Here is a 26,323-nt window from a genome sequence, read left to right on the forward strand (position 1 = left end):
CCGGAGGCCCGCGGGGCCGGGACGCTTTGAGAAAAGGCGATGGCCGTTGTTTCGCTTGCCTTAATAGAAGTACGGCATGCTTCTATCGATGATACAGGCTCATGGACCCGGAATGAGGACGACGGACCGCTCGCCCGAGCGGGCGTGGAAGCGATCGGAGCCGAGCCAGGACGCGCTGGACAAGGTCTGGATCGACCAGATCGATCTGGCGATGCGCCTCGCGCCCTTCGCGATCATGACCGGGCTCGCGGTGTCCAGCATCGTCTGCTACTTCTTCTGGCAGGCCGCGACGATGCCCTATGTCGCCGGCCTCCAGGTCCTGAACTTCACGCTGTCCTGCATCGCGTTCCAGGCCTGCGCGGCCTGGCGGCGCGGGCGCCTGGGCGCCTCGACCATCCCCATCCGGGTCCTGCGGGAGCGGATCATCGGCGTCGCCATCCTCGCGGGGATCGCGCTGGCGACCATTCCGGTGATGCTGTTCGGGGACGCCGACGCCGACGGGCGACTGCTGATCGCGGCGACCTGCGCCGGGCTCATCGCGACCGGGATCTGCATCGGCTTCGTTCCCGCCGCGGGCATCGTCTATTCCGGCAGCATCATCGTCGGCTCGTTCACGGCGCTCGCGATGACCGGCGAGACCTTCTACATCGTCATCGCGATCCTGCTTGCGATCTATGCCTGCTTCATCTTCGCGACGATCATCCAGATCGGACGGCTGGTCAGCCTGCGCGCGCTCGTGCAGATCGATCTCGACCGGCAGCGCGAGGTCAGCGGGCTGCTGCTCAACGATTTCGAGCAGGCTTCGAGCGACTGGCTCTGGGAGACCGACACGGACGGCCGGATCCAGTCGCCGTCGAGCCGCTTCGTGGAGATCGCGCAGTCCGACCGGGACCATCTCTCCGGGATGGGCTTCGAGGCCCTCGTCTCCCCGACGGCCGGCCGGCCGACAGAGGTCCTGTCCCATCTCCTGTCGGCCATGCGCGACCGCCGCCCCTTCCAGCGCCTCAGCGTGCCCGTGCGGATCGGCGGCGAGCGGCGCTGGTGGGCCCTCACCGGCAAGCCGGTCTACGACCGGGAGCAGCGCTTCATCGGCTTTCGCGGCGTCGGCTCGGACGTGACGCTGCAGAACGAATATGTGGCAAGGCTCGACCATCTCGCCAACCACGATCTCCTCACGACCCTGCCCAACCGCCGTCGCTTCGAGCAGATCGTCGCCGAGGCCCGGCGCTCCCTCGTCCAGCATCCGATGGGGCCGGGCTATGCGGTCCTCTGTCTCGATCTCGACCGGTTCAAGCAGGTCAACGACACGTTCGGCCATGCCGTCGGCGACGATCTCCTGCGCGAGATCGGGGAGCGGCTGAAGGCCTTCGCGGGTCCGGACCTCATCGTCTCGCGCTTTGCGGGCGACGAGTTCGCCCTTCTCCACTCCACGGCGGACCGGTCGCTGAACGCGGTTCTCGCCGAGCGGGTCGTCGCCAGCCTGCAGCAGCCCTTCGTCTTCAACGGCCTCTATCTCGACGTCGGGGTCAGCATCGGCGTCGCCGTGGCGCGCGACGAAGCGACGGCCGACGAGATCCTGCGCAAGGCCGATGCCGCGCTCTACCGCATGAAGAGCGACGGCGGCGGCGGCTACCGGTTCTACGTGCCGGCCATGGACCAGCACAAGGAAGAGCGCGCGACGCTGATGGGCGAGCTGCGCGGCGCGCTCGATCGCGGCGAGTTCACGCTGGCCTACCAGCCGCTCGTCGCGACCGCGACCGGCGATCTCCGGGGCTTCGAGGCGCTGATGCGCTGGAAGCACCCGGTCCACGGCAACGTGCCGCCGGCCGAGTTCATCGCGCTCGCGGAGGAAACGGGCACGATCCTGGCGCTCGGCGAATGGGGGCTGCGCACCGCCTGCCGCTTCGCCGCCACCTGGGAGGACCGCAGCCTCTCGATCGCCTTCAACGTCTCGACGATCCAGATCCGCCATTCCAACCTTATCGACGTGGTGTCGCGGGCGCTGTCGGATTTCGGCCTGGAGCCGTCGAGGCTGGAACTGGAGATCACGGAAACGGCGTTTCTCGCCACCACGAACGAAGCGATGAACCTTCTCGGCGAGCTGCGCCGACTCGGCGTGAAGCTGGCGCTCGACGATTTCGGAACCGGCTACTCCAGCCTCAGCTATCTCCAGAAGCTGCCGGTCGACAAGATCAAGATCGACCGGAGCTTCATCATCAACCTGCCCGACGAAAGCGATGTCAGCATCGTGCGCACCATCGTGGAGCTCGGACGCACGCTCGGCATGCGGACCATCGCCGAGGGCGTCGAGACGATCGCGCAGCGCGATTGCCTGAAGCAGATCGGCTGCACCGAGCTGCAGGGCTATCTCTATGGAAAGCCCGCCTCCGAGGCGGATACGCTTCAGGTGATCGCGCGCAAGTCCTCGCGCTTCGAGCCGCGGGTCGTCGCCTGATCCGGGCCGGGCTCGACGGCCCGGCGGCGGGGCTCAGCCCGCCTTGCGCGTCTCGCCGATGTCGGCGCCCGGCCGGGACGACGGCCAGAACGGCAGGAAGCCCCGCACGATGTCGACCGGGATGTCGAGCGGCTTGAAGCTCTCGCGATCGACGAACATCAGGTCCTGCTCGCCGCGGCCGAGAAGCCCGTGCGTCTCGCTGTGGATCTCGTGGCCGAGCGTTACGAACTTGCGATTGTGCCCGGCGATCCGGATGCGCACCGTCACCGGCTCGAACTCTTCCACTTCGCGGCGGAAATCATGCTGGAAGGACTTCGTGAGGACGTAGTAGCGCGTGGTCTCGAGATCAAAGGTCGGCATGCAGGCGTTGAAGAACAGCTCGCGCGCCTTGCCGACCCAGCGGACGTAATTGGCGAAATAGACGTTTCCGACCGAATTGGTGTCGTCGTAGGTGGGGGTGATCCGCATCACGAACCACTGGCCGTCGAAGCCGTGCGCCGGCATCGACTGGCCGTTGGCGATCGAAAGGGCGACCGGCGGGCGGACCGTATCCGGCACGAGCGAGGGGTGAGGCGCCGCCGCAGCCCCGCCTTGCGACAGGGCTCCGCGCAACGCCCCGGCATCCGCTCCGGACCGGCTGGCCGCCGGCGCGAGGGCCGTCCGGCTCCGCTCGGCGAACAGCCGGCGCAAGGGCAGGGCCGCCCCGGCGAGCGCCACCGCCGTCGACAGGGGGACGAGGAGCGGCACGGACTCGCGATAGCCGACGAAGAAGACGAGCGCCGCCGCCGCACCCCAGAGATAGACGGTCACCGCGTCGAAGGCGGCCGGTCGCTCCGCGATGCAGCCGGCGACGAGGCAGAGCGTCGCGCCGACAAGCAATGTGGCGTAGGGCATCATGTAGGCGGTCTGCGACAGGCCGAGCGCGTCCATCGAGCCCGCCGCGGCGACGGCCAAGGCGAGGACCCAGAAGGGCGAGGCCGCCGCCGCCGGGGGTACGAAGGCGAGCGCCGGGTGTAGACTGCCGGCCAGACGCTGGGTCAGGTGCCAGCGCGTGGCGTTGTAGAAGCTGTCGATCGTCGACACCGCCGCGATCGCGACCCAGGCCGCGAACGCCGCGGCGGCCGGCGTGAAGCCGTCCGTCGCCAGACGGGCCGCGACCGAGCCTTGCGCCCCGAGCGCTCCGTCGGTGCCCGTGAGCAGGTGGGCGCCCGCCATGCGCGAGAGCCAGGCGTTGGCGACGAGCAGCGCGAGGAAGATCGCGGCGCCGCCGAGATAGGCGATCGCCGTCGAGGACCCGCTCCGCCGGATCTCGATCGCCCGTTGCCACTGCTGGAGATCGCCCCAGGGACCGAGCGCGAAGCCGACGAGGGTCGGAAGGAGGAGCGACCAGATCGAAAGGGTCGCGGGCGCATCCACGACGACCGCCGCACCGGGGCTCGCCGGCATCGTGGCGAAGACGGTCGCGATCGCGCAAAGGGCGAGCGCGAGATAGGCGATGTGGAGGAAGCGAAGGTTCCGGAGCGTGTTCGCGTGACCAACCGCGCAGGCCAGCGCGACGAGAAGCGCCGACAGAGCCCATCCCGTGCCCGGCTGGGCGTCCGGCAGGATGAGGGGCCAGACATAGGCGCCGACCGAAAACAGCGTGATCGCCACCGCGCCGATCTGGCAGAGCAGGAACAACGGCAGGAAGCGCGGCGCGAGCCGCGCGAACAGCGTCTCGGGATCGCGCCGGCCATGACCGAAGGCGCAGCCGAACGCGGCGAGGCCGACGGCGTTCGCCAGGGCGAAGACCCAGAAGCCGCTCCAGCCCTGCGTCCAGACGACGTGCATGGAGTAGAAGAAGCCGAGGCCCCACATCCAGGACAGGGAGATGGTCGGCGCCCAACTCAGCGAGCGGAGGGATCGAGACTGCGACATGTCCTGGCTTCATCCCGTAAGTTCTACAAATTATCAGCCTATCTTAATCAAATTTTCATGATCTGTGCGAGGGATCCCTGGCGATTTGTCGCGAAAGGGTTGCATCGGGTCCGGATCGTGAACCCGTCGCCGGACGCGCCGCAACCGGCCGGCGAAGGAGCGAGAGGCGCCGTGGGGAAGGGGGCGGCCCCGCTGCGTCGAGGGGCGGGGCCGCCCAACGCCGCGCCGGACGCGGGAGCCGCCCGTCGTTGGACCCCGGCGCGGCCCGAGGCGCCGCTCAGACGGGATCGAGGATGTCGCGGCTGGGCTGCGTGAACCACTCGGCGCCCGAGGCGGTGACGTGGACATGGTCCTCCAGCCGCACGCCGAATCGCCCCGGCACGACGATCATTGGCTCGACGGAAAAGCACATGCCGGGTTCCAGCGCCTGCTCGTTGCCGCGCACGATGTAGGGCGGCTCGTGGATGTCGAGCCCGATCCCGTGCCCGGCGCGATGGGGCAGGCCGGGCAGACGATAGTCTGGACCGAGGCCGTGGTCGGCGAGGACCTGCCGAGCCGCCGCATCCAGGGCGCGGCACGCCGCGCCGGGGCGGGCGGCCGCGAACACCGCCGCCTGCGCCTCCCGTTCGATCGCCCAGATCCGGGCCACGTCGCCATCCGGTTCCCCGACCGTGTAGGTGCGCGTCAGGTCCGAGTGATAGCCGTCGAGCCGGCAGCCGGTATCGACGAGGACGACGTCCCGCGCTCCGAGGACCTGATCTCCCTCCGCGCCGTGCGGCAGGGCGGTCGCCGCGCCGAAGGAGACGATCGCGAAGGTCGAACCGTCGTCCGCGCCGCGCCGGCGATGCTCGGCGTCGATGAGGGCGACGATCTCGGACGCGCGCACGCCCGGCCGCATCGCCGCGCGCGCCTGCGCCTGCACCGCCAGCGTGATGCCCATGGCATGGCGGATCAACGCGATCTCGGCCGGCGACTTGACGATGCGCAGCCCGGCGATGAGAGGCCCGCCGTCCCGCAGGCGCTCGAGACCGAACCGGCGCGCCAGCTGGTGATGGACGAAGAGCGGCAGCTGATCGTCGAGAGCGAGCATGCCCGTCGGTCCGAGGAGATCGGCCACCAGCAGGGCCGGATCCTCTTCCTCCTCCCACAGGGCGAGATTGCCGGGGAGGTGCGGCAGCGCCTCGACGCGGGGCCCCTCGAAGGCCGGTGCGACATAGACGAGCCGGTCGCGCGTGACGAGCGCGCCGCAGAGGCGCTCGCTCGTGGACCAGACGAGGCCGGTGACATAGCGAAGGCTCTCCGTCGAGCCGAGGAGAACGGCGTCGACGCCGTCCCTCTCCATCGCCGCGCGAAGGGCCGACAACCGTTGCAGGCGTTCGGCATCCGCGATGCGGGGAACGGGATGGGACCAGTCGGGCAAAAGCGTCATGGGAATAACCGTCGATGCGAGGAATCCGGCGCGCGATCGCTCGCGCGTCCTTAGCTGTCATTCCTCTTTGTCGCCATCTCCCCGCCGGTGTCACGCTCCGATCGCTCGATCGACGACAGGACCGTTCCGGTGTCCGGCGATGCAGGAAACGTCCGCCGGCACTGCACGAGGCGGCGCAGACCGGCTAAGGATCGAAGCGCCGGGGCGCGCGCCTTGTCCCGCCGCACCTGATGACGAAAGCCCGCGGCGCCTGACGACAGATCGGAAAAGAGCCAGCATGCCGGAGCCGTCGCACCCACCCCACGCTGAGCCGCCCGGATCGGACGACGCGCCCGGACGCCGGGTGCCGGCTCGGTCGGGTGCGCCGGGCCTGCGCGGCCTTGCCGCCGATATCGGCGGCTCCTTCATCAAGTTCGCGCCCGTCGGCCTCGACGGCGCGCTTGGCGAGGCGAGCCGCGTTTCGACACCGTCGACCGATTGGGACGGCTTCTGCCGGGCGCTCCATTCCCTCTGCGCGCCCTTTGCGGAGGACCTCGCTTTGTCGCTGTCCATCGCCGGGATCGTCGATGCCGAGACCGGGGTCGCCCTCAGCGCCAACGTGTCCTGCACCAGCGGACGCCGCCTTGCCGCTTCGCTCGAGGAGGCGCTCGGCCGCCGCGTCCTCGTCGCCAACGACGCCGACTGCTTCGCTCTGGCCGAAGCGCGCGGCCGCGGCGCCGCGCGCGGCGTCGTCTTCGGCATCATTCTCGGCTCGGGCGTCGGCGGCGGTCTCGTGCTGGACGGCCGGATCGTCGAAGGCGCGGGCGGTATCGCCGGCGAATGGGGCCATGGCCCGATTCTCGGCCCAATCCGGCTCGGCGGACGCGATCTCGGCCCGCTCCCCTGCGGCTGCGGGCAGATCGGCTGTCTCGACACGCTCGGCAGCGCGCGCGGCCTCGAACGGATCGACCGCCATCTCCACGGCGAGGGGCGCACGAGCCCGGTCATCGTCGAGCATTGGCGCGCCGGCGAGGCGAGCGCCGCCCGCGCCGTCGAGGCCTGGAGCGACATCATGTCGGGCCCGCTCGCGGTGTTGGTCAACGCCACGGGCGCCGTCCTCGTCCCGGTCGGCGGCGGCCTCTCCAACAGCGCGCCGCTGATCGCCCATCTCGATGCGGCGGTGCGCCGCCGCCTCCTGCGACGCACCGCCGGTCCGCTCGTCGTTCCCGCCCGCCTCGGCGAGGCGGCGGGGCTTCTGGGCGCCGCCATCCGCCTGGAGGCGTTCGGCGCGGGTTCCCTGCCGCCCGCGGATCGGGAACCTCCGCCCTGAGGCTGCGCCCGATCGCCCGACGTCCCGCGGGGGGCAAGACCGTTCGCCGGTTCCGGACCGCGTCCGGCTTCTCCCCGATCCCGTTCCCGGCCATCGCCGCCGCTTCGTCCCATGAGGATCATCCGTGCCCGACACCAGTCTCCTGCGAGACGAGATCGACGAGATCCCCGAAACCGTCCGTCGCTTTCTCGCGCAATCGGGCGAGGCCGCTGCCGCTGCCGGCCGACGGCTCCGCGCGCTCGCGCCGAGCGTCGTCGTCACCATCGCCCGCGGTTCCTCGGACCACGCCGCGACCTATTTCAAATATGCCGCGGAGCGCTCGACCGGCCGTCCCGTCGCCTCGCTCGGTCCCTCCGTCGTCTCGGTCTACGGCACGAAGCTGCAGCTCGGCGGGCAGGCCGCCCTTGCGATCTCGCAATCGGGCCAAAGCCCCGACATCGTCGCGACGCTCGCCGCCGCGCGGGACGGCGGCGCGGAGACGATCGCGCTCGTCAACGTGGAAGGCTCGCCGCTGCTCGCCGCGGCGGCCTCGCCGGTTCTCCTTCGCGCCGGTGCCGAAAGAAGCGTCGCGGCGACCAAGAGCGTCGTCGCCTCCGTCGTCGGCACTCTCGCGATCCTTTCGGCCTGGACGCGCGACACGGCCCTCGCCGAAGCGCTGCACGCCCTTCCCGATCGACTGGAGCACGCGCTGGGCCTCGACTGGACGCCGGCGATCGGCTCCTTCGTCGAGGCGCGCTCCCTCTACGCGCTCGGCCGCGGCCCCGGCCTGGCGGTCGCCTGCGAAGCGGCGCTGAAGCTGAAGGAAACCGCCGCCCTCCATGCCGAGGCCTTTTCCGGCGCCGAACTCCTGCACGGTCCCGTCACGCTGGTGGAGCCCGGCTTTCCCGTGCTCGCCTTTCTTCCCGACGATGCCGCGCGTGCGGGGCTGCGGGAGATCTGCGCGCGCCTTTCGGCGTCGGGCGCGCCGCTCTTCACGATCGGCGAGGCCGGGCACGGCACGCGCCTGCCCCATGCGCCGACCGGACATGCCCTGACCGAACCGCTTTCGATGCTGGTGTCCTTCTACCGGTTCGTCGAGATCCTCGCGCGGGCCCGCGGCCTCGATCCCGACCGGCCTCGCGGCCTGACGAAAGTGACGGAGACGTTCTGATGCCGATCGCCTTCACGGGAGCCGACATTTTCGACGGCCGCACGCGCCATGTCGGTCGCGCCCTCCTCGTCGAGGGCGACACGGTCCTGGCGCTGGCGCGACCGGACGAGATCCCCGCGGCGGCGACCCGGCGCCATCTTCCCGGCGGCCTCCTCGCGCCGGGCTTCGTCGATATCCAGGTGAATGGCGGCGGCGGCGTCCTCTTCAACGAATCACCCGACGTCGCGGGCATCCGCGCGATCTGCGAGGCCCATGCGCGCTATGGCTCCACCGCGCTTCTCCCCACCGTGATCACCGATCGTCCCGCCGTGACCTTCGCCGCGATCGAAGCGGTCGAGGCCGCCATCGCCGAGGGCGTGCCGGGCTGCCTCGGCATCCATGTGGAGGGACCGTTCATCGCGCTCTCCCGCAAGGGCGCGCACGACCCCGCCCTCATCCGTCCCATGGCAGACGCCGATCTCGACGCGCTTCTGGCCGCAAGGGTTCGGCCGTTCCTCCTGACGCTCGCGCCCGAAAGCGTTTCGAACGACCAGATCGGAGCCCTGGCGAGGGCCGGCATCCGGGTCTCGCTCGGCCACACCGATGCCGATTACGAGACCGCGAACGCCGCCTTCGCGGCCGGTGCGAGCGGCGTTACGCATCTCTTCAACGCCATGAGTCCAATGAACCACCGCCATCCCGGCCTCGTCGGCGCGGCGCTCGCGTGCCGGGACGTCTGGTGCGGGTTCATTCCCGACGGCCATCACGTCCACCCCGCCGTCCTCGCCGCCGCGCTTCGCGCCAAGACCGGCGTGGGCAAGCTCGTCGCCGTCACCGACGCCATGCCGACGGTCGGCTCGCGCAATGACCGCTTCGAACTGAACGGCCGCGTGGCGACGCGCCGCGAGGGCCSCCTGACGCTCTCCGACGGCACGCTGGCCGGATCCGATCTGTCGATGATTTCAGGCTTGCAGCATCTCGTGACCGAGCTCGGCGTACCTCTCGAGGAGGCTTTGCGCATGAGCTCTCTTCACCCCGCCGAGTTCCTCGGCTTGGCGCGCACGCACGGCCGGCTGGCACCGGGAACGCGCGCCGACATGATCTGGCTCGACGACCGCCTGGACCTCGCCGGCGTCTGGATCGGCGGCATCGAAACCCCACCGGCCCGACCATGACCGCGCACCGCCTAAAGCGTCGGATCGATGGGCCGGGAGTCGATGTCTGAGACAATCAATCGGGGGTGGTGCCCAGGAAAGGACTCGAACCTTCACACCTTGCGGTACACGGACCTGAACCGTGCGCGTCTACCAATTCCGCCACCTGGGCATGCCGAGGCATGTGAGGTGACGTCTAGTGTTCGGGCGCGGTTCTGTCAACGCGAGAAATGCGGTGGAGGAGACCGGATGGGGAGGGGCGTCGAGGGCGACGATGCGGTCCTGTCGGCAGGGCGTGGCCGGCGTGCAGGATCGAGGGGGCGGGGCTCGCAGACCGGCGGCGCCGTGGAGCGCCCCGCGACCGGCTATCCCCTTCACCTCGCAGGCGCGAACGGCTATGGAGCGGAGACGGATCGGCGGTGGTCGGGAACCGGCGCGGTTTTCGACGAAACGGCTCTCCCGACGACGCGGCGGGCGGAACGGGCTTCGGCGGGACCGGCCATCGCGATGCGCGGACCCCGCTCGGCGGCCTCGGGTCGTGGCCGGCCTCGGCCTCGGCCTCGGCGAGGCCGCGGGACCGGGAGGGTGGATCGTCGAGGCGCGGCGGTTCGGACAGGGCTGATGCCGGACGGCCGGCGGCCGAGGAACGAAGAGGAAGAGGCGCATGACGATCGACACGGAAAAGCTGGTCACGGTCTTCGGCGGCTCCGGCTTCATCGGACGCTATGTCGTGCGCGCGCTCGCCCGGCGCGGCCATCGCATCCGCGTCGCCTCGCGCCGGCCGGATCTCGCCTACCATCTGCAGACGGCCGGCAATATGGGCCAGGTCATGCCGATCCAGGCGAATCTGCGCTATCGCTGGTCGGTCGACCGGGCGGTCGAGGGCGCCGATCACGTCGTCAACCTCGTCGGAATCCTTTCGGAATCCGGCCGCCAGAGCTTCGACGCCTTGCAGGCCTTCGGCGCCCGGGCCGTGGCGGAGGCGGCGCGCGGCGCGGGCGCGAACCTCACGCAGATCTCCGCCATCGGCGCCGATGCCGGCGCGAAGTCCGGCTATGCCCGCACCAAGGCGGAAGGCGAGCGCGCCGTCGCCGAACTCGTGCCGGGCGCGACCATCCTCCGGCCCTCCATCGTGTTCGGCCCCGAGGACCAGTTCTTCAACCGCTTCGCCGACATGGCGCGGATGAGCCCGGTCCTGCCGCTGATCGGCGGCGGGGCGACCCGCTTCCAGCCCGTCTTCGTCAACGACCTCGCCGAGGCCGTGGCGATGACCGTCGACGGCGCGGTTTCGGGCGGACGCATCTACGAGATCGGCGGACCGGAAATCCTGTCCTTCCGGCAGATGATGGAGACCATGCTCCATGTGATCCAGCGGCGACGGCATCTCCTCAACATTCCCTTCGGCGCGGCCGAACGGCTCGCGGGCATCGCCCGGCACCTGCCCGGCGCCCCGCTGACGCCCGATCAGGTCGAGCAACTGAAGCACGACAACGTCGTCTCCGAAGCGGCCCGGGCCGAGGGGCGCACGCTTCAGGCCTTCGGGATCGCGCCGCAGGCGCTGGAGGCGATCCTGCCGACCTATCTCGTGCGCTTCCGCCCGCAGGGGCAGTTCACAAAGCCCGAGCCGCAGGCCGGCGGCATGCGCCGCGAGGAGGAAGAGGCGATCTGACGGGAGCGGACGGAACGGCGTGCCGGAGGCCCTCCTTTCGCCCGGCATCGGGCCGGGAGCCGCTCTCATCCTCCTGGCGACGAGCTTCCTGACCTCGGCGACGACGGCCGCCTTCGGGCTCGGCGGCGGGCTCGCCATGCTGGCCGTGCTCGGCCTCTACCTGCCCGTCGCGCTGCTGATCCCCGTGCACGGACTGGTGCAGCTCGGCTCCAATGTCGGGCGCGTCCTGGTGCAGTGGCGCAAGGTCGCGTGGTGGGCGGTCTGGCCGTTCCTCGGCGGCTCGCTGATCGGGGCGGCGCTCGGCGCGCAGTTCGTCGTCGCCCTTCCGGAAGCCGTGCTGCAGGTCTCGCTCGGCCTCTTCATCCTCGTCCTGACCTATGTGCCGCTGCCGCGGGCGGGGCGGATGGGCCGGGCGGGCTTTGCCGGTTTCGGCGTCTTCATGACGATTCTCTCGATGTTCTTCGGCGCGACCGGGCCGGTGAATGCCGGCGTCTTCGCCCAGACCTTCGACGACCGGGAGACCATGGTCGGCACCATGGCTGCGACGACCGCCATCCAGCATGCGCTGAAGGGCGTCGCCTTCTTTTCGCTCGGCGTGGTGTTTTCGCCCTACGTGCCGCTGACGGCGGCGATGATCGCGACGGGATTTGCCGGCACGGTCCTCGGCACGCGCGTCCTGAAGCGGCTCGACGAGACCTGGTTCCGCCGCATCCTCAAGGGTGTGCTGACCGTGCTCGCCTTCGACTTCCTCCGCCGCGGCCTGTTCCCGCGGGGAAGCTGAACCCCGGCGCGGACGACAAGCGAAGCTTCAGCGCAGCAGGAGAACCGCGATGCCGATCGAGCCGACCGCGATCCGCCACCAGGCGAAGGGCGCGAAACCGTGCTTGGACACGAAGTCGAGGAGATAGCGCACCACGAAGAGCGCGGTGACGAAGGACATGACGAAGCCGACCGCGATCAGCGAGAGATCGTCCGTCGAGAGCACGTCGCGGTTCTTGAAGAGATCGTAGGCGAAGGCGCCCGCCATGGTCGGCATGGCGAGAAAGAACGAGAACTCCGCCGCCGAGCGCTTGTCGGTGCCGAGCAGCAGCGCGCCGGCGATGGTCGCGCCGGAGCGCGACGTGCCCGGGATCATGGCGAGGCACTGGAAGAGGCCGATCTTGAAGCAGAGCGGCAGCGTGTATTCGCCCAGGCTCTGGTACTTGCGCTCGATCGGCATGCGGTCGATCACGAGCAGCGCGATGCCGCCGACGAGGAGCGCCACGCAGATCGTCATCGGGCTCTCGAAGAGCACGGTCTTGATGAAGTCGTGCGCGAACGCTCCGATCACCGCCGCCGGCAGGAAGGCGATCAGCACGCCCGCGACGAAGCGGCGGCTGGCGGCGCTCCGGGGCAGCGTCGTCACGAGCTCGTAGATTTTCGAGGCATAGACGGAGAGCACCGCGAGGACGGCGCCGAGCTGGATCAGCACCTCGAAGGTTCCCGCCTTGGACTGGAAGCCGAGAAGCTCGCCGAGAAGGAGGATGTGGCCGGTGGAGGAAACCGGAATGAACTCGGTCAGGCCTTCCACGAAACCAAGGATCAAGGCATCGAGATACATGAAGGTTGCTCGCAAATGGGAAGGACGAACCGTTCGCGGCCCTGCATAGGCCACGCCCATGCCCCTTAGCAAACGGGCATGGCGCGGTCCTGCCCACGGCTGCATGGCAGCAATGAGGTGAGGGGCGCCGCGGCGACGGGGCCTCGCAATTTTCCTTTCCTTGACCATTTGGTGGGAGCTTGCGAGTGGCTGAACCGTGTGAGCCGGGCTTTTCCGGACGGCGAGGCCTCTCCCCGACGGTCGGGGGATCGCGAGCGCGCGAGGGATCCTTCGAAGGGTACGACTGCCACGTCATGCTGAGGCTTCATCATCATCCCATGTCCGCCGCCTCGCGCTTCGTCCGCCTGACGCTCGGCGAATATGGCGAGCGCGCGGAGCTCGCCGAGGAGCGGCCCTGGGAGCGGCGGCCCGACTTCCTGGCGCTGAATCCGGCGGGAACGCTGCCCGTGCTGATCGAGGACAACGGACCCCCGATCGTCGGCGGCACCGTGATCGCGGAATATCTCGACGAGACGCGCGGGGCCTTCCAGCGCGACAAGCGCCTCCTCGCGGAGAAGGCGATCGAGCGGGCCGAGACCCGCCGGCTGACCGAATGGTTCCTCGGCAAGCTCGAGGGCGAGGCGACGCGCTATCTCGTTCGCGAGCGCGTCTTCAAGCTGGAAATGCGCCCGGAGGAGGGCGGCGGCTCGCCGGACGCTTCGGCGATCCGCGCCGCGCGCGCCAATCTCAAGCACCACATGCGCTATGTCGGCTGGCTCGCCGAAAGCCGCAACTGGCTGTCGGGGTCGCGCCTGTCCTATGCCGATCTCGCGGCGGCGGCGGCGATCTCGATCCTCGACTATCTCGGCGAGGTCTCCTGGGAGGAGGAGCCGGTCGCCAAGGAATGGTACATGCGCGTGAAGTCGCGTCCCTCCTTCCGGCCCTTCCTCTCCGAGCGCGTGCGCGGCATTCCGCCGGCGCCCCATTACGCGGAACTGGACTTCTGACGGTCTTCGGGCCGTTGGTGGCGATGTCTCGCCCCGAGCGCCGTGCGGCCTTTCGGACGCTCTAACTTCTTGACTCTCCGCATCGGTCTTTTTCGAAAACCGTTCCGGTTTCCGGGATGTGTCGTAGGAGACCCGTGCGGAGCCTGAGGGGCCCCGGAGCCTGGACGGCGGGGAAGGCCGGGGAAGACGAAGCGACCGGATGCGTGCTAGGATCCCGCCCGAATCCAGGAACATCGGGAGCCTCGCGATGAGCTCGAACGGCCCGACCGAACCGGACTTCCGCATCACCCTCCGCGAAGCCGCGCATCTTCAGGCCATGGAGGGCAATCCGCTCGACGGCGAGCAGATCGCCATGTTCGAGATGTTCGACCGTGAGGAGAGGTCCGACGAGGATCGGTTGCAGCATATTCGAGACAGAGCGCTGAAAAGGATTGCGGTCGCCGCCGCCGAATGAGCGACGAAGCCTGCTGCTACCCGCCCGACTTCAGGGTTCTTCGCAATCGCTTCGGCATCCGCGATGCGTCTGATCTCGACATCGTCGAGCGCGAGTTCGTAACGGAACGGTCGCGTCAGTCTATTCCCCTCAGCACGTTCGATCTCAAGCATCTCAAGGCCATACACCGCCACCTCTTCCAGGACGTCTACGATTGGGCGGGCGAGCTGCGCACCGTCGAGATTTCCAAGGGCGGCAGCCAGTTCCAGTTCCGCCGCTTCATCGAAGCGGGAATGGCGGACGTCCATCGCCGGCTGGTGGACGGCCGGTTCCTGCGGCGGCTGGATGCGGAAGGCTTCGCCGCCGGCGCCGCCGCCATCCTCGGCGACGTGAACTATGTCCATCCCTTCCGCGAAGGCAACGGGCGAACCCAGATGGTGTATCTCGCCCAGCTCGCGCGGCAGGCCGGCCATGGTCTCGATCTCGCCGGGTTCGAAGCGCAGGCTTGGATGGCGGCCTCTCGGCAGGCGCACCTGGCGGATTACGCGCCGATGGCGCGCTGCATCGCGGGCGCGATCCGCACCGCCTGAACCTGTCCGAAGCATCGTCATGACGCCCTCCGCCGCCGCCCTCCGCACCTTTCTCGACGCCGATGCCCGCCGGCTCGGCTTCGATGCCGTGGGCGTCGCTCCGGCGGTGGAGGGCGGTCTGGCGGGCGAGCGGCTGGAGACCTTCGTCGCCGAGGGGCTTCATGGAACGATGGGCTGGATGCCGGAGACGCTGGAGCGGCGGCGCTCCGCGCGGGCGCTCTGGCCGGATGTGCGCTCGATCGTCGTTCTCGGCATGAATTATGGGCCGGGCGAGGATCCCCGAGCACTGCAGGCCCGCCCCGAGCGGGGCGCGATCTCGGTCTATGCGAGAAACCGCGACTATCACGACGTCATCAAGGGTCGTCTCAAGGAGCTCGGCCAGCGCCTGATCGCGCGCGCGGGAACGGGCGAGATGAAGGTCTTCGTCGACACCGCGCCGGTGATGGAAAAGCCGCTCGGCGAGGCCGCCGGGATCGGCTGGCAGGGCAAGCACACCAATCTCGTGAGCCGCGACTTCGGCTCCTGGCTGTTCCTCGGCTCGATCTTCACGACGCTCGACCTCGAACCCGACCAACCCGGACGCGACCTCTGCGGCTCCTGCCGCGCCTGCCAGGACGCCTGCCCGACCGACGCCTTCCCGCAAGCCTACCGGCTCGATGCCCGGCGCTGCATCTCCTATCTCACCATCGAGACGACGCGACCGGTGCCGCCGGAATTTCGCGCCGCCATGGGCAACCGCATCTACGGCTGCGACGACTGCCTCGCGGTCTGTCCCTGGAACAAGTTCGCAAGCGCCGCGCGAGAGGCCAAGCTCGTCGCGCGCGAGGACCTCAAATCGCCCCGCCTTCAGGATCTCCTCGCGCTCGACGACGCGGCGTTCCGCGCGCTCTTCTCCGGCTCGCCCGTGAAGCGCGCCGGGCGCGACAAGTTCGTCTCCAACTGCCTCATCGCCGCCGGGAATTCCGGCCAAGCCGAGCTCCTGCCCGCGGTGCGCGAACGGCTCGGCGATGCCGCGCCGCTGGTTCGGGCGATGGCCGTCTGGGCCCTGGCGCGGCTGGCGCCCGCCGAGGCCCTTGCGATGCGCGCGGCCGCCCGCCATCGGGACGAGGATGCGCTCGTCGCCGCCGAATGGGACGCGCTCGATCCTCGTCGCACCTTCGAACGGGACCTGTCATGACGGATGAAACCATGCGCCTCTTCGTCTTCGGCTGCGGCTATTCGGCCTCCGCCTTCGTGGAGCGGCTGCCGCGCGAGAGCGTCGCCGGGGTCACGACGCGCTCGGAGGCGAAGGCGTCGGGTTTCGCGGCGAAGGGACTGACGCCCTATCTCTTCGACGGCGAGGGTCCGGGCGAGGGCATCGCTGCCGCGCTCGCCCGCGCGACGCATCTCCTCGTCTCGATCGCGCCGGGCGCGGCCGGCGATCCCGTCCTGCGGCAGCACCGCGACGCGATCGCGCGGGGATGTCCGGCGCTGGAATGGATCGGCTATCTCTCCACCGTCGGCGTCTACGGCGACCATGGCGGCGCCTGGGTCGACGAGGAGACGCCTCTCGCGCCGGTCTCCGCCCGGTCGAGGGAGCGCGTCGAGGCCGAGCGGCTCTGGACGGTGGTGGCCGAGGCGCGCGGCGTGCCGCTCGCGATCCTGCGCCTGTCCGGTATCTACGGTCCCGGCCGCAACGCGATCGTCAATCTCGCGGAGGGAAAGGCCCGGCGGCTGGTCAAGCCGGATCAGGTCTTCAACCGCATCCACGTCGCCGACATCGCGGGCAGCCTGGCGCTGCTGGCGGAGCAGAGGACGGGTGGCGTGTTCAACGTGACGGACGACGAACCGGCGCCGCCGCAGGACGTCGTGGAGCACGCCGCACGTCTCGTCGGGGCCGCCATTCCCCCCGCGATCGACTTCGACACGGCGGAGCTGTCCCCGATGGCGCGCAGCTTCTATGGCGAGAACAAAAGGGTCTCGAATGCGAGGCTGAAACGGCTTGGCTATTCCTTCGAATATCCGACCTATCGCGAGGCCCTGGAGGCCCTCAAATCAGAATGGCCTTCCTGAAATAGGGCAGTTCAGGGCAGATTATTTTTGCAATGCCATGGAACCATCTTTTTTTCGCCCCATCGGGCCGGCACTGAGCGCCTTGTAAACGCACCGGCCACGAGGACGAAGGCTCGGTCGGTGCGGGAACCAACGACGCCGGACCGATCTGTTGAAACTGCCGACGACCCTTGCCGCGATGCTCGTGGCCACGAGCTTCTCGTTCGCCCCTCTGCCCCTCGTCTCCCAGCCCGCCGAAGCCGCAGCGCTCTGTGGCGGTGCCTCCTGGTACGCCCTGCGCTCGAAGACGGCCTCAGGCGAGATGATGAACCCCTCCGCCATGACCGCCGCGCACAAGACGTTGAAGCTCGGCACCAAGGTGAAGGTCACCAATCTGAGGAACGGCAAGTCCGTCGTCGTGCGCATCAACGATCGTGGCCCCTTCATCAAGGGCCGGGTGATCGATCTGTCCAAGGGCGCCGCCAGCCGTCTCGGCTTCATCGACCGCGGGCACACGCAGGTCGAGGTCGAGCCGCTGGACGGCAAGTCCTACAAGGGCTGCGCCTGAGCTTTCAGAGCAGGCCTTCTCCATGAAAAAGGGCGGCCCGAAGCCGCCCTTTTTCATGTCGAGCTGGAATTGTTCTCTTTCAATCGTCCTCGACGAAGACCTCCTGCCGCTTGCGGCGCACCTGCGGCAGGACGGCGACGATGACGGCGATGAGCGCGAGCGCCAGGAGCGCGGCCGAGATCGGGCGCTCCAGGAAGACCATGGGATCGCCGCGATAGCGGATCATGGCGCGGCGGAAGTGATCCTCGAGGAGCGGCCCGAGCACGAAGCCGAGCAGGAGCGGCGCGGGTTCGCAGCCGAACTTCATGAGGACGTAGCCGAGCACGCCGAAGAAGACGATCGCGTAGATGTCGAAGGCATTGGCGTTCAGCGAGTAGCAGCCGATGCAGGCGAAGGCGATGATGGCGGGGAAGAGCACCTTGTAGGGAATGGTCAGGAGCTTCACCCAGAGCCCGATCAGCGGCAGGTTCAGGAGCACCAGGAGAAGGTTGCCGACCCACATGGAGACGATGATGCCCCAGAACAGGGCGGGCTCGTCCGTGATGACGTTCGGTCCCGGCGTGATGCCTTGCGTGATGAAGGCGCCGATCATCAGCGCCATCACGGGATGGGCGGGAATGCCGAGGGTCAGGAGCGGGATGAAGGAGGTCTGGGCCGCCGCGTTGTTGGCGCTTTCCGGTCCCGCCACGCCCTCGATCGCGCCGTTGCCGAACTCCTCGGGGTGTTTCGAGACGCGCTTTTCCAGCGAATAGGAGGCGAAGGAGGCGAGCACGTGCCCGCCGCCCGGCAGGATGCCGAGGATCGAGCCGAGCGCGGTGCCCCTGAGGACCGGGCCGACGATGCGCTTGAAGTCGTCCTTGGTGAGCCAGAGGTTCTTGACCGTCTTCACCATCACGTCGCGCGTCGTCTCGTTCTCCAGATTGCGCAGGATTTCCGCGACGCCGAAGATGCCGATCGCCGCCGAGACGAAGTTGATGCCGCCGTAGAGTTCGGGAAAGCCGAGCGAATAGCGCGGCGTGCCGTCGAATCCGTCCTGGCCCACCGTGCCGAGGAGAAGGCCGAGCACGATCATGGCGAGCGCCTTGAGGATCGAGCCTTGCGCCAGCGCGATCGAGGCGAGAAGCCCGAGGATGATCAGCGAGAAGTATTCGGGCGCCGAGAAGGACAGCGCGACCGCGGCGAGCGGCGGCGCGGCGAGCACCAGGATGAAGGTCGCGACCGTGCCGGCGAAGAAGGAGCCGAGGGCGGCGGTGGCGAGGGCCGGCCCGGCCCGCCCCTTGCGCGCCATCTGGTATCCGTCGAGCGCGGTCACCGCCGAGGAGGATTCGCCGGGAAGGTTGATGAGGATCGCGGTGGTCGAGCCGCCGTATTGCGCGCCGTAATAGATGCCGGCGAGCATGATCAGCGCGGTGACGGGCGCGAAGGAGAAGGTGATCGGCAGGAGCATCGCGATCGTGGCGGTGGGGCCGATGCCCGGCAGCACGCCGACCAGCGTGCCGAGCAGCACGCCGACGAAGCACCAGAGGAGGTTGACCGGATCCAGCGCGGTCTGGAAGCCGAGGGCGAGATTGGCGAGAAGATCCATGCCGTTCTCCTCAGGAGGTGAGCCAGGGGCCGATCAGCGGCAGGGTCACGCCGAGGCCCTGGACGAAGATCACGTAGCAGAGGACGATCATCCCGAGCGCGAGCGCCAGCGCGCCGAGGACGCTCATCGTGCGGCTGGCGAGCGCGCTGGCGAAGACCGTCACGAAGAGGGTCGGCACGAAGCCGAGGCGCGTGACGAAGAAGCCGAAGAAGATGATCGCGGCAAGGATCAGGAAGCCGCCGCGCCAGGGCACGATGCCGAGCGACTCGACCGGTCCGCGGTGAAGCATGCCCTTCACGAGGATCGCCACGCCGAAGGCGGCCAGGATGATCGAGAGCGCGAGGGGAAAATAGCCCGCGCCCATGCGTGTCGCCGTGCCCATGGGGTAGCCGAGCGCGCCTGCCCCGAAGGCGGCGCCCATCGCGATGAAGACCAGCCCGGACAGGATGTCCTTGCGGGATGTGTGAAGCTCCACGGGCGAGCCTTTCCGGTTGGTTGGGTGCGACCGTCGGCCGGCGGGTCGACGGCGGACGGATGGGCGGCGGTTGTGTGCCAGGAAGGGCCGGCCGCGATGGGACGGGCCGACCGTTTCGCCGTCCGTCGCGTCGTCGAGAGCGACGGCCGCTGCGGCGCATCGGAGCCGGGACGGATCATCGCCGGACGGATCGAGGCGAAAACGATCGAAGCGGAAATCGGCGGATGCGGGGACGGTGCCCGCCCCGACATGGGGAAGGCACCGTCATGAGGGGCGCAAGGGTCCCGCCGCGACGTCCCGTCGAGGCGGAAGAGGATGAGCCAGACGGTTCAGTCGGCGAAGGTGCCGGCCTTCTCGATGATCGGCTTCCACAGCGCGATCTGATCGGCGAGATAGGTCTTGTGGGCTTCCGGTGTCGCCTGGTCCTGCGAGACGGGCGCTGTGCCGAGCTCGGCGAAGCGTTCGATGACCTTGGGGTCCTTCAGCGAGGCCTGGAGCGCCTTCGAGATCTTGTCCACGATGGCGGGGTCGGTGCCCTTCGGCGCGTAGAGGCCATGCCAGACGCCGACCTGGAAGGCGGGCAGTCCGGCTTCCGTCGTCGTCGGCACGTCCGGCAGGTTGCCGAGCCGCTCGGGCGTCGTCACCGCGTAGACCTTGACCTCGCCGGCCTTGATCTGGCCCGTCGTGTTGGTCGACTGGTCGCACATGAAGTCGACCTCGCCGGACAGGATGTCGGTCATGGCCGGACCCGTGCCCTTGTAGGGAACGGTGGTGACGGCCGTGTCGATGGCGTTCATGAAGAGCATGCCGCACAGATGCGAGGCCGCGCCGATGCCGGCATTGGCGTAGACGACCGTGTCCTTGTTCGCCTTCACGTAGTCGACGAGCTCGGTCAGCGTCGTCGGCTCGAGGTCCTTGCGCGCGATCAGCGTCATCGGGACGTTGGTGACGAGGCCGAGCGTGGCGAAGTCGACCGTCGGATCGAAGTCGAGGCTGCGGTAGAGGGTCGGCGCGGTCGACATGCCGATATGGTGCATCAGCAGCGTGTAGCCGTCGGGATTGGCCTTGGCGACCTGTCCGGCCGCCAGCGTGCCGCCGGCGCCCGCGACGTTGGAGACGACGATCTGCTGCCCGAGTTCGCGGCCCATCGGCTCCGCGATGAGACGCGTCACCGTGTCGGTCGGTCCGCCCGCGGCGAAGGGAACGACGATGGTGATCGGCTGCGTCGGATAGGTCGCTTGCGCAAAGGCGCTTCCCGCCATCAAGGAAAATGCTGCGGCGCACAAAAGAGTGGCGAATTTCATCGAAAGCCTCCCAGAAAATCCATATACCGGCAGTTGCCCCTTCTTTGAGAGACGAACGCGATACTTGTATAGTCGAGTGTTACGCAGGCGTACCGGACGGGTCAACTGGTCAGGGACGCAAAAGGACGGGATCTTCGGCGAAAGATGTAGAGACTTACAGTCTTCACGTCGTCCGCTGCCGCGACGAGCCCGTCTCCCCAGCGGCGGATCCCGGTTGCGTCGGCCCTCAGGCCGGCGTCAGCCCGAGCCGGGCGCGGGCGTGGAAGCGCCAGGTCATCAGGGCGGCGGAGACGAGAAGCCCGGCGGCGAGCCCGATCCAGACGCCTGGACCTTCGAGGCCGAGCGGGAAGGCGAGGATGTAGGCGACGGGCATGCCGATGACCCAATAGCTGAAGACGGCGATGAGCATGGGAATGCGGGTGTCCTTGAGGCCGCGCAGGAGGCTGCTCGCGACGACCTGCAGCCCGTCCACGAACTGGAAGGCGGCCGCGACGAAGAGGAGCGGAACGCCGATCGCGAGGACGGCGGCGGCGTCGGGGGCGTCGGGGTCGAGATAGAGCGAGATCAGCGTCCGCGGGATCGCCCAGAACAGGATCGCGCCGACGAGCGCGGCGCCGAGGGACAGGATCAGCGCGGCCGACCCGGCCCGCCCGACCCCCGTCCAGTCCCGTGCCCCGAAGGCGCGGCCGACCCGGATCGTGCCGGCGCTGGAGAGCCCGAGCGGCACCATGAAGGCGATCGAGGCGAGTTGCAGCGCGATGCCGTGCGCGGCGAGCGGGACGGTGCCGAACCAGCCCATCAGCACCGAGGCCGCGGCGAAGAGGCCGACCTCGGCGATGATCGTCGTCGAGATCGGCCAACCCAGCCGCAGGATTTCGGCGAAGGCCGAGCCGTCCGGGCGCCAGAACCGGACATAGAGTTCGTGCACGCGAAGGCCCGGCGCCTTCAGCGTGTAGAGAACGGCGGCGAGCGCCATGGCGATGTTGGTGCCGACGGAGGCATAGGCCGCGCCCGCCATGCCGAGCGCCGGCGCGCCGAAGCGGCCGAAGATGAAGGCGACGTCGAGAACGCCGTTCAGGAGCGCGCCGAACACGGTGATGACCAGCACGATGTTGGCGCGGCCGAGGACGCCGAGATAGGAGCGCAGCGTCACGAGGACGAGGGCGGGCACCATCGACCATTGCAGGATGCGCATGAAGTCGCCGGCCAGCGCGGCGACGCGCGGCTCCTGCCCGAGGCCGAGGAGCAAGGCCTCCGTGTGCCAGAGCGGCACCATGACGAGCGCGCCGTAGAGAAGGACCACCCAGAGGCCCATGCGGACCGAGCGGCGGATGCCGCGGACGTCGCCCCGGCCGGCCGCGCTCGCGGCCACCGGCATCACCGCCTGCGCGAAACCCGCGCCGAACATCCAGACGAGGAAGAAGGTCTGCGTCGCCAGAACGGCGGCGGCGAGCGGCTCCGGCCCGAGCCGGCCGATCAAGGCGGTGTCGGTGACGTTGATCGCCATCTGCGCCAGCTGGGCGCCGACCAGCGGCAGGCCGAGCACGAGCGTGCCCTTCAGATGGCTGGCAAGCGAAACGCCGGCGATCCCTGCCGCGTCGGTCGGTCGCGAGACCGGGACGGGTTCGCTCACCATGGCGTCGATCTCGCTGAAACGGGTGGCGCCGCGCGCCGGAGGGGATCTCTAGACGCGCCGTCCTTCGCCTGTCCAGCGCCTTCGAGCCGTCGGGGGCTCGCACACCGACCAACCTAAAATTTTCGCGCCGCATCGGAACGGTTGCGATACAAGCCAGTTGCTCAATGCGCTTCTAGCGCCCGGCGTCTCGGCGTGCCGAACCGCCGTGGGAGAACGTTGCGACGCATCGTCGTTTCGAAGGAAGCCACCGGATGCCCGCGCTCGCCCAAGCCGAGGGTTGCGAGCAGGGTCCGGTCGGCTGGATGGGATCTGCGTGACATGACCTTGACCGAGTGGCCGACAGGGCTCGCCGAACCCGTTCGCTTCACATCGGACATGGAGATCATCCGCGACGACGAGTTCGAGACGATCGCCGAGCTCGTCTCCACGCTTCGCCGCGTGATGGAGACCGCCGAAGCGGACGAAGGACGCGCCCGGCGTGCCGTCCATGCGCGATGCCAGGGACTCGTGCGGGGCGAGCTCGCGGTGATCGAGAACCTTCATCCGCGGTTGCTGCAGGGTCTCTTCGCCGAACCGCGGGTCTATCCCGTCCTCCTGCGCTTCTCGACCAATCCCGGCGATCGTTTCGACCTCGGCGCGAGCGTTCCGCGCGGCGTGGCGCTGAAGGTCTTGGGCGTGGACGGGGAACGCCTGCCCGGCGCGGATCCGAGCCCGACGCAGGATTTCGTGATGGCCGACAGCCCCGCCTTCTCCGCGTCCGATGCGCGGACCTTCCTGAAGAGCCTGAAGCTCCTCACCGCGACGACCGATGAGCCCCAGGTGCTGAAGAAGGCGGCCTCGGCCGCGCTGCGCGGCGTCGAGGCGCTGATCGAGGCGATCGGCGGATCGAGCGCCACGCTGGCTCTGCTGGACAGCCGCCGCGCCGCTCACGTCCTCGCCTCGACCTTCTTCTCGCAGGCGCCGCTTCTGTTCGGTCCCTATGTCGCCAAGCTGCAGCTGGCGCCCGTCGGTCCCGAGCTTGCCTCGCTTCGGCACGAGGCGATCGAGCATCGCGGGCGGCCCGACGCCCTGCGCGAAGCGGTCGCCGATTTCTTTGAAAGCCAGAGCGCCACGTTCGAACTGCGCGCCCAGCTCCTCACCGACCGCGCCACGATGCCGGTCGAGGATGCGAGCGTGATCTGGCCCGAAGCGAGGAGCCCCCATCTCCCGCTCGCGCGCATCACCGTGCCGCCGCAACCGGTCTGGGATGCCGCCCGCGCGGAGGGCGCGGACGAGAGCCTGTCCTTTTCGCCCTGGCAGGGACTGGCCGCCCATCGCCCGCTCGGCTCCATCATGCGCGCGCGGCGTCCCGCCTACGACATGTCCGCCTCGTTCCGCGCCTCGCGCAACGGCTGCCCGATCCACAATCCCCGCTCGGAGGCGGATCTGCCCTTCTGATCCCGGCGCGGGTCTCTTGCTGCCGTCGAGACGGTTTTCCCGTCCTCGTCGTCGCCGATCGATCGCCGCGCCGCCGGCGCGAGCAGGGTCCGGTCAGCGCAGGAGGCTCTGCAGCTCCGGCAGCTTGTCGTTGACGAGCCAGCCGTAATAATTCTCCTCCGGCAGGCGCGGTTCCTCGCCGCCGGCTTGGCGCTGCCGGTTGTCGGCGGCGAGCGCGGCGGCCCGGGCGCGCGGATTTCCCACGTTGTAGAGCGTCGCCGTGATGCCGGGATTGCCGGAAATCTCGACGCCCGCGATCTCGCGATAGGCCGCGATCGAGGAGCGGATCACCGCCGCCATGTAGGCGAGCGAGCGATCGGGATCCATGATCGACCGGTAGACCTCGGGCGCGTTGCGCGCGTCGAGGTCGGGATAGCCGGACACGGCGTGGACGAGATCGGAGACGCCGAGCGCGGTGAGGGGGTTGATCTGGCCGAGGCCGAAGGTCTGTCCGGCGTAGAAGGGCTGGAAGAAGACCGCCCCGAACCGATTGTCCGGATAGGACCGTCCGTCGACGGTGCGGCCCCGGAAGCTCTCGTTGAAGACGCTCTCCCGGCAACTCCAGAGCGCCTCGTCGCCCTTCGCGGACCGGCAACGCTCGAAGTCCGGCCGCGCCACGAAGTCGGTGACGCTTTCGCCCTTGTAGGCGAAGGCGACGTTCGATTCGAGATAGGAGAGGGCCTTCACGTAATAGGTCTGCATGCGGTCGAGTGCATCGACATTGTAGGTGTGCTCGCCGACGAGCGCGCCGACGATGTGGATCGGATCGATGCCATAGGCGCGGGCGGCCTTCACGATCTTGCCTTTCAACTCGTTGTTGGAGGCGATGAGATCCCGGATCTTCTCGTACTTCGCCTCGAAGGTCCCGCGCGACTGGCTGGTGCGCCGGATCGCCCCGGAGGGCACGTCCGGCTGTTCGGCATGGCGGTTTCCCGGCGGGACCGCCACGACCGCGCCGGCCGGCAGGGCTCCGGCCAGAACGACGGCGAGGAGGCAGGCGGCGGCTGCGATCCGCCGCCAGGGGCGGCGGGCCGAGGGACGGAGGGCCGGCAGGGCGCGGAGCCGGACGAAAGCGGGCGAGCGAAGGGCCGGTTTTCTCGTCACGGGCGCGAATTTCCCTTTGGAAAGAATGAAAGGCTTTCCTTAGAAGGGGCCTTCGATCCTGTCGAGACCAGACGGCGTCACGCCGGGTCGAAGCCGCATCGGTCAGGCGAAGCGGGTCGGGATGGCCGTCGTGAACTTCAGCGTCTCCATGGAGATGTAGGCCGACATGTCCGACAGCTCGATCCGCGAGACGAGGCGCTTGTAGACCACGTCGTAATGCTCGACGTTCGGCAGCACGATCTTCAGGATGTAGTCGAAGTTGCCGGTCAGCCGGTGAGCCTCCACGATCTCGGGAATGGCCGAGACCGCCGCCTTGAACTCCTCCAGCCAGCCCGCCGCATGATGCGAGGTCTTGACGATGACGTAGATCGTGGTCGGAAGGCTCATCCGCGCCCGGTCGAGGAGGGCGACGCGGCGGGCGATGTGCCCCTCCGCCTCCAGTCGCTGGATGCGGCGCGAACAGGCCGACGCCGACAACGAGACGCGCGCGGCGATCTCGGCGAGCGGCGTGTCGGCATTGTCCTGGAGAAGGGCGAGAATGTCCTGGTCGCGGGCATCGATCATGACCGAAACTGCACAAGAACAGCAGGTAGCGCAAGCCGTTTGCGTGAAAGCGGCCGGGCGCGCGACCGGCTTGCGCCTTCGGCGCGACAATGTCCAAAGATTGCAACCGGCCACCGGCGCATCGGCGGCATCATAAGCCTATCGAGATCACGGACGGAAACGGGCGACATGAAGACCATCGGCCTCATCGGCGGCATGAGCTGGGAATCGACGGCGATCTATTATCGCCTGCTGAACGAGAAGGCCCGGACGGAGCGGGGCGGCCTGTCGTCGGCCCGGATTCTCCTTCACTCCCTCGACTTCTCCGAGATCGTCGATTTCCAGAAGGCGGGACGCTGGGATCTGGCGGCCGAACGGCTGGCCGGGTCCGCGCGGGGCCTGGAGGCGGCGGGCGCCGACTGCGTCCTCATCGCCACCAACACGATGCATCTCGTCGCCGATGCGGTCGCGGCCGCGATCGACGTGCCCCTCATCGACATCGTCGCCGAGACCGGCCACCGGATCGCCGAGGCCGGTGGGCGGCGGCCTCTCCTCCTCGCCACGCGCTACACGATGGAACACGGCTTCTACGCCGACCGCATGGAGCGCATGGCGGGCATCCGCCCGCTCGTGCCGGAGGCCGGCGACCGGGCCGAGGTCCACCGCATCATCTTCGACGAGCTCTGCCTCGGCCGCGTCGAGGAGGCCTCGCGCGCGCGGATGCTCGCCATCGTCGAGCGCGGCCGTGCGGCCGGTGCCGACAGCGTGATCCTCGGCTGCACCGAAATCTGCCTGCTTCTCGATCCCGATGCGCTGCCTTTGCCGGGCTTTGATTCCACAAGCATCCATGCCGATGCCGCGAGCCGGTTCGCAACGGATTCGGGCGCCGTCCAGCTTCGCGAACGCGTGGCGGCATAAGACCTTAGCCGC

The 26,323-nt window shown here is 68.9% G+C and carries 23 protein-coding genes and 1 tRNA gene; 14 read left to right on the top strand and 10 right to left on the bottom strand.

Annotation, left to right across the window (positions count from 1 at the left end):
• Positions 1–112: 112 nt before the first annotated feature.
• The gene (locus ASG43_RS19965; RefSeq protein WP_056508646.1) at positions 113–2,455 is read left to right on the top strand and encodes an EAL domain-containing protein; all 2,343 of its coding nucleotides are present in this window, start codon (positions 113–115) and stop codon (positions 2,453–2,455) included.
• 33 nt (positions 2,456–2,488) lie between these two features.
• Here the strand turns inward: ASG43_RS19965 and ASG43_RS19970 are convergent, their stop codons facing one another.
• A complete protein-coding gene (locus tag ASG43_RS19970; protein WP_082491074.1) occupies positions 2,489–4,372 on the bottom strand; it encodes a thioesterase family protein in 1,884 nt (627 codons plus the stop codon).
• Between the two features lie 277 nt (positions 4,373–4,649).
• Positions 4,650–5,801: a Xaa-Pro peptidase family protein gene (locus ASG43_RS19975; protein WP_056508648.1), complete on the bottom strand. Its 1,152-nt coding sequence runs from the start codon at positions 5,799–5,801 to the stop codon at positions 4,650–4,652.
• Positions 5,802–6,078: 277 nt separating this feature from the next.
• On the opposite strand from ASG43_RS19975, the gene ASG43_RS19980 reads away from it, so the two are divergent.
• The 3 genes from ASG43_RS19980 (at position 6,079) to nagA (ending at position 9,414) form a co-directional block, all read left to right on the top strand.
• The gene (locus ASG43_RS19980) at positions 6,079–7,110 is read left to right on the top strand and encodes an ROK family protein (RefSeq protein WP_082491075.1); all 1,032 of its coding nucleotides are present in this window, start codon (positions 6,079–6,081) and stop codon (positions 7,108–7,110) included.
• Between the two features lie 124 nt (positions 7,111–7,234).
• Positions 7,235–8,260, top strand: coding sequence for an SIS domain-containing protein (locus tag ASG43_RS19985; protein ID WP_056508650.1), 1,026 nt, complete (start codon positions 7,235–7,237; stop codon positions 8,258–8,260).
• Complete coding sequence (gene nagA / locus ASG43_RS19990) at positions 8,260–9,414, top strand: N-acetylglucosamine-6-phosphate deacetylase (protein ID WP_056508652.1); 1,155 nt, start codon at positions 8,260–8,262, stop codon at positions 9,412–9,414. The genes ASG43_RS19985 and nagA overlap by 1 nt, the downstream gene beginning before the upstream one ends.
• A 66-nt stretch (positions 9,415–9,480) precedes the next feature.
• On the opposite strand, the gene ASG43_RS19995 is transcribed toward nagA, so the two are convergent.
• Positions 9,481–9,565 (bottom strand) — tRNA-Leu (locus ASG43_RS19995).
• Between the two features lie 492 nt (positions 9,566–10,057).
• Between ASG43_RS19995 and ASG43_RS20000 the strand changes: the two genes are divergently transcribed.
• Together ASG43_RS20000 and ASG43_RS20005 are read left to right on the top strand one after the other, a co-directional pair.
• Positions 10,058–11,062 carry a complex I NDUFA9 subunit family protein gene (locus ASG43_RS20000; protein WP_056508654.1) on the top strand — a complete coding sequence of 335 codons (1,005 nt, stop codon included), beginning with the start codon at positions 10,058–10,060 and terminating at the stop codon, positions 11,060–11,062.
• A 19-nt stretch (positions 11,063–11,081) separates the two neighbouring features.
• A complete protein-coding gene (locus tag ASG43_RS20005) occupies positions 11,082–11,843 on the top strand; it encodes a sulfite exporter TauE/SafE family protein (protein ID WP_056508657.1) in 762 nt (253 codons plus the stop codon).
• 27 nt (positions 11,844–11,870) lie between these two features.
• On the opposite strand, the gene ASG43_RS20010 is transcribed toward ASG43_RS20005, so the two are convergent.
• The gene (locus ASG43_RS20010; protein ID WP_056508659.1) at positions 11,871–12,662 is read right to left on the bottom strand and encodes an undecaprenyl-diphosphate phosphatase; all 792 of its coding nucleotides are present in this window, start codon (positions 12,660–12,662) and stop codon (positions 11,871–11,873) included.
• A 293-nt stretch (positions 12,663–12,955) separates the two neighbouring features.
• On the opposite strand from ASG43_RS20010, the gene ASG43_RS20015 reads away from it, so the two are divergent.
• The 6 genes from ASG43_RS20015 (at position 12,956) to ASG43_RS20040 (ending at position 17,270) form a co-directional block, all read left to right on the top strand.
• A complete protein-coding gene (locus tag ASG43_RS20015; RefSeq protein ID WP_056508660.1) occupies positions 12,956–13,648 on the top strand; it encodes a glutathione S-transferase family protein in 693 nt (230 codons plus the stop codon).
• Between the two features lie 247 nt (positions 13,649–13,895).
• Positions 13,896–14,102: a hypothetical protein gene (locus ASG43_RS20020; protein WP_156386807.1), complete on the top strand. Its 207-nt coding sequence runs from the start codon at positions 13,896–13,898 to the stop codon at positions 14,100–14,102.
• The gene (locus tag ASG43_RS20025; RefSeq protein WP_056508662.1) at positions 14,099–14,671 is read left to right on the top strand and encodes a Fic family protein; all 573 of its coding nucleotides are present in this window, start codon (positions 14,099–14,101) and stop codon (positions 14,669–14,671) included. The genes ASG43_RS20020 and ASG43_RS20025 overlap by 4 nt, the downstream gene beginning before the upstream one ends.
• Positions 14,672–14,690: 19 nt before the next feature.
• Positions 14,691–15,848, top strand: a complete 1,158-nt coding sequence (gene queG, locus ASG43_RS20030) for a tRNA epoxyqueuosine(34) reductase QueG (RefSeq protein ID WP_056508664.1) — start codon at positions 14,691–14,693, stop codon at positions 15,846–15,848.
• Positions 15,849–15,859: 11 nt separating this feature from the next.
• Positions 15,860–16,723, top strand: coding sequence for an SDR family NAD(P)-dependent oxidoreductase (locus ASG43_RS20035; protein WP_056509184.1), 864 nt, complete (start codon positions 15,860–15,862; stop codon positions 16,721–16,723).
• 178 nt (positions 16,724–16,901) lie between these two features.
• Positions 16,902–17,270 (top strand): septal ring lytic transglycosylase RlpA family protein, encoded by a 369-nt coding sequence (locus ASG43_RS20040; protein WP_056508666.1) that lies wholly within the window; start codon positions 16,902–16,904, stop codon positions 17,268–17,270.
• 79 nt (positions 17,271–17,349) lie between these two features.
• On the opposite strand, the gene ASG43_RS20045 is transcribed toward ASG43_RS20040, so the two are convergent.
• From ASG43_RS20045 to ASG43_RS20060, 4 genes are all read right to left on the bottom strand, one after another.
• Entirely contained in the window at positions 17,350–18,855 is a 1,506-nt protein-coding gene (locus ASG43_RS20045) for a tripartite tricarboxylate transporter permease (protein ID WP_056508668.1), read from the bottom strand.
• Between the two features lie 10 nt (positions 18,856–18,865).
• Complete coding sequence (locus ASG43_RS20050) at positions 18,866–19,330, bottom strand: tripartite tricarboxylate transporter TctB family protein (protein WP_244488173.1); 465 nt, start codon at positions 19,328–19,330, stop codon at positions 18,866–18,868.
• Between the two features lie 329 nt (positions 19,331–19,659).
• Entirely contained in the window at positions 19,660–20,634 is a 975-nt protein-coding gene (locus ASG43_RS20055; protein ID WP_056508670.1) for a tripartite tricarboxylate transporter substrate-binding protein, read from the bottom strand.
• Between the two features lie 226 nt (positions 20,635–20,860).
• The gene (locus ASG43_RS20060) at positions 20,861–22,270 is read right to left on the bottom strand and encodes an MATE family efflux transporter (protein WP_082491076.1); all 1,410 of its coding nucleotides are present in this window, start codon (positions 22,268–22,270) and stop codon (positions 20,861–20,863) included.
• A 318-nt stretch (positions 22,271–22,588) separates the two neighbouring features.
• Here ASG43_RS20060 and ASG43_RS20065 point away from each other — a divergent pair, with 318 nt between their 5' ends.
• Entirely contained in the window at positions 22,589–23,707 is a 1,119-nt protein-coding gene (locus tag ASG43_RS20065; RefSeq protein WP_056508672.1) for a catalase family protein, read from the top strand.
• A gap of 93 nt (positions 23,708–23,800) precedes the next feature.
• On the opposite strand, the gene ASG43_RS20070 is transcribed toward ASG43_RS20065, so the two are convergent.
• Positions 23,801–24,757: a DUF1402 family protein gene (locus ASG43_RS20070; RefSeq protein WP_056509195.1), complete on the bottom strand. Its 957-nt coding sequence runs from the start codon at positions 24,755–24,757 to the stop codon at positions 23,801–23,803.
• A gap of 195 nt (positions 24,758–24,952) precedes the next feature.
• On the bottom strand, positions 24,953–25,414 hold the full coding sequence (locus ASG43_RS20075; protein WP_056508674.1) for an Lrp/AsnC family transcriptional regulator: 462 nt from the start codon (positions 25,412–25,414) through the stop codon (positions 24,953–24,955).
• A 168-nt stretch (positions 25,415–25,582) separates the two neighbouring features.
• On the opposite strand from ASG43_RS20075, the gene ASG43_RS20080 reads away from it, so the two are divergent.
• Positions 25,583–26,311 carry an aspartate/glutamate racemase family protein gene (locus tag ASG43_RS20080; protein WP_056508677.1) on the top strand — a complete coding sequence of 243 codons (729 nt, stop codon included), beginning with the start codon at positions 25,583–25,585 and terminating at the stop codon, positions 26,309–26,311.
• Positions 26,312–26,323: the final 12 nt, after the last annotated feature.

Origin of the sequence: Aureimonas sp. Leaf454 (genome assembly GCF_001424685.1) — a bacterium.
GTDB lineage: Bacteria > Pseudomonadota > Alphaproteobacteria > Rhizobiales > Rhizobiaceae > Plantimonas.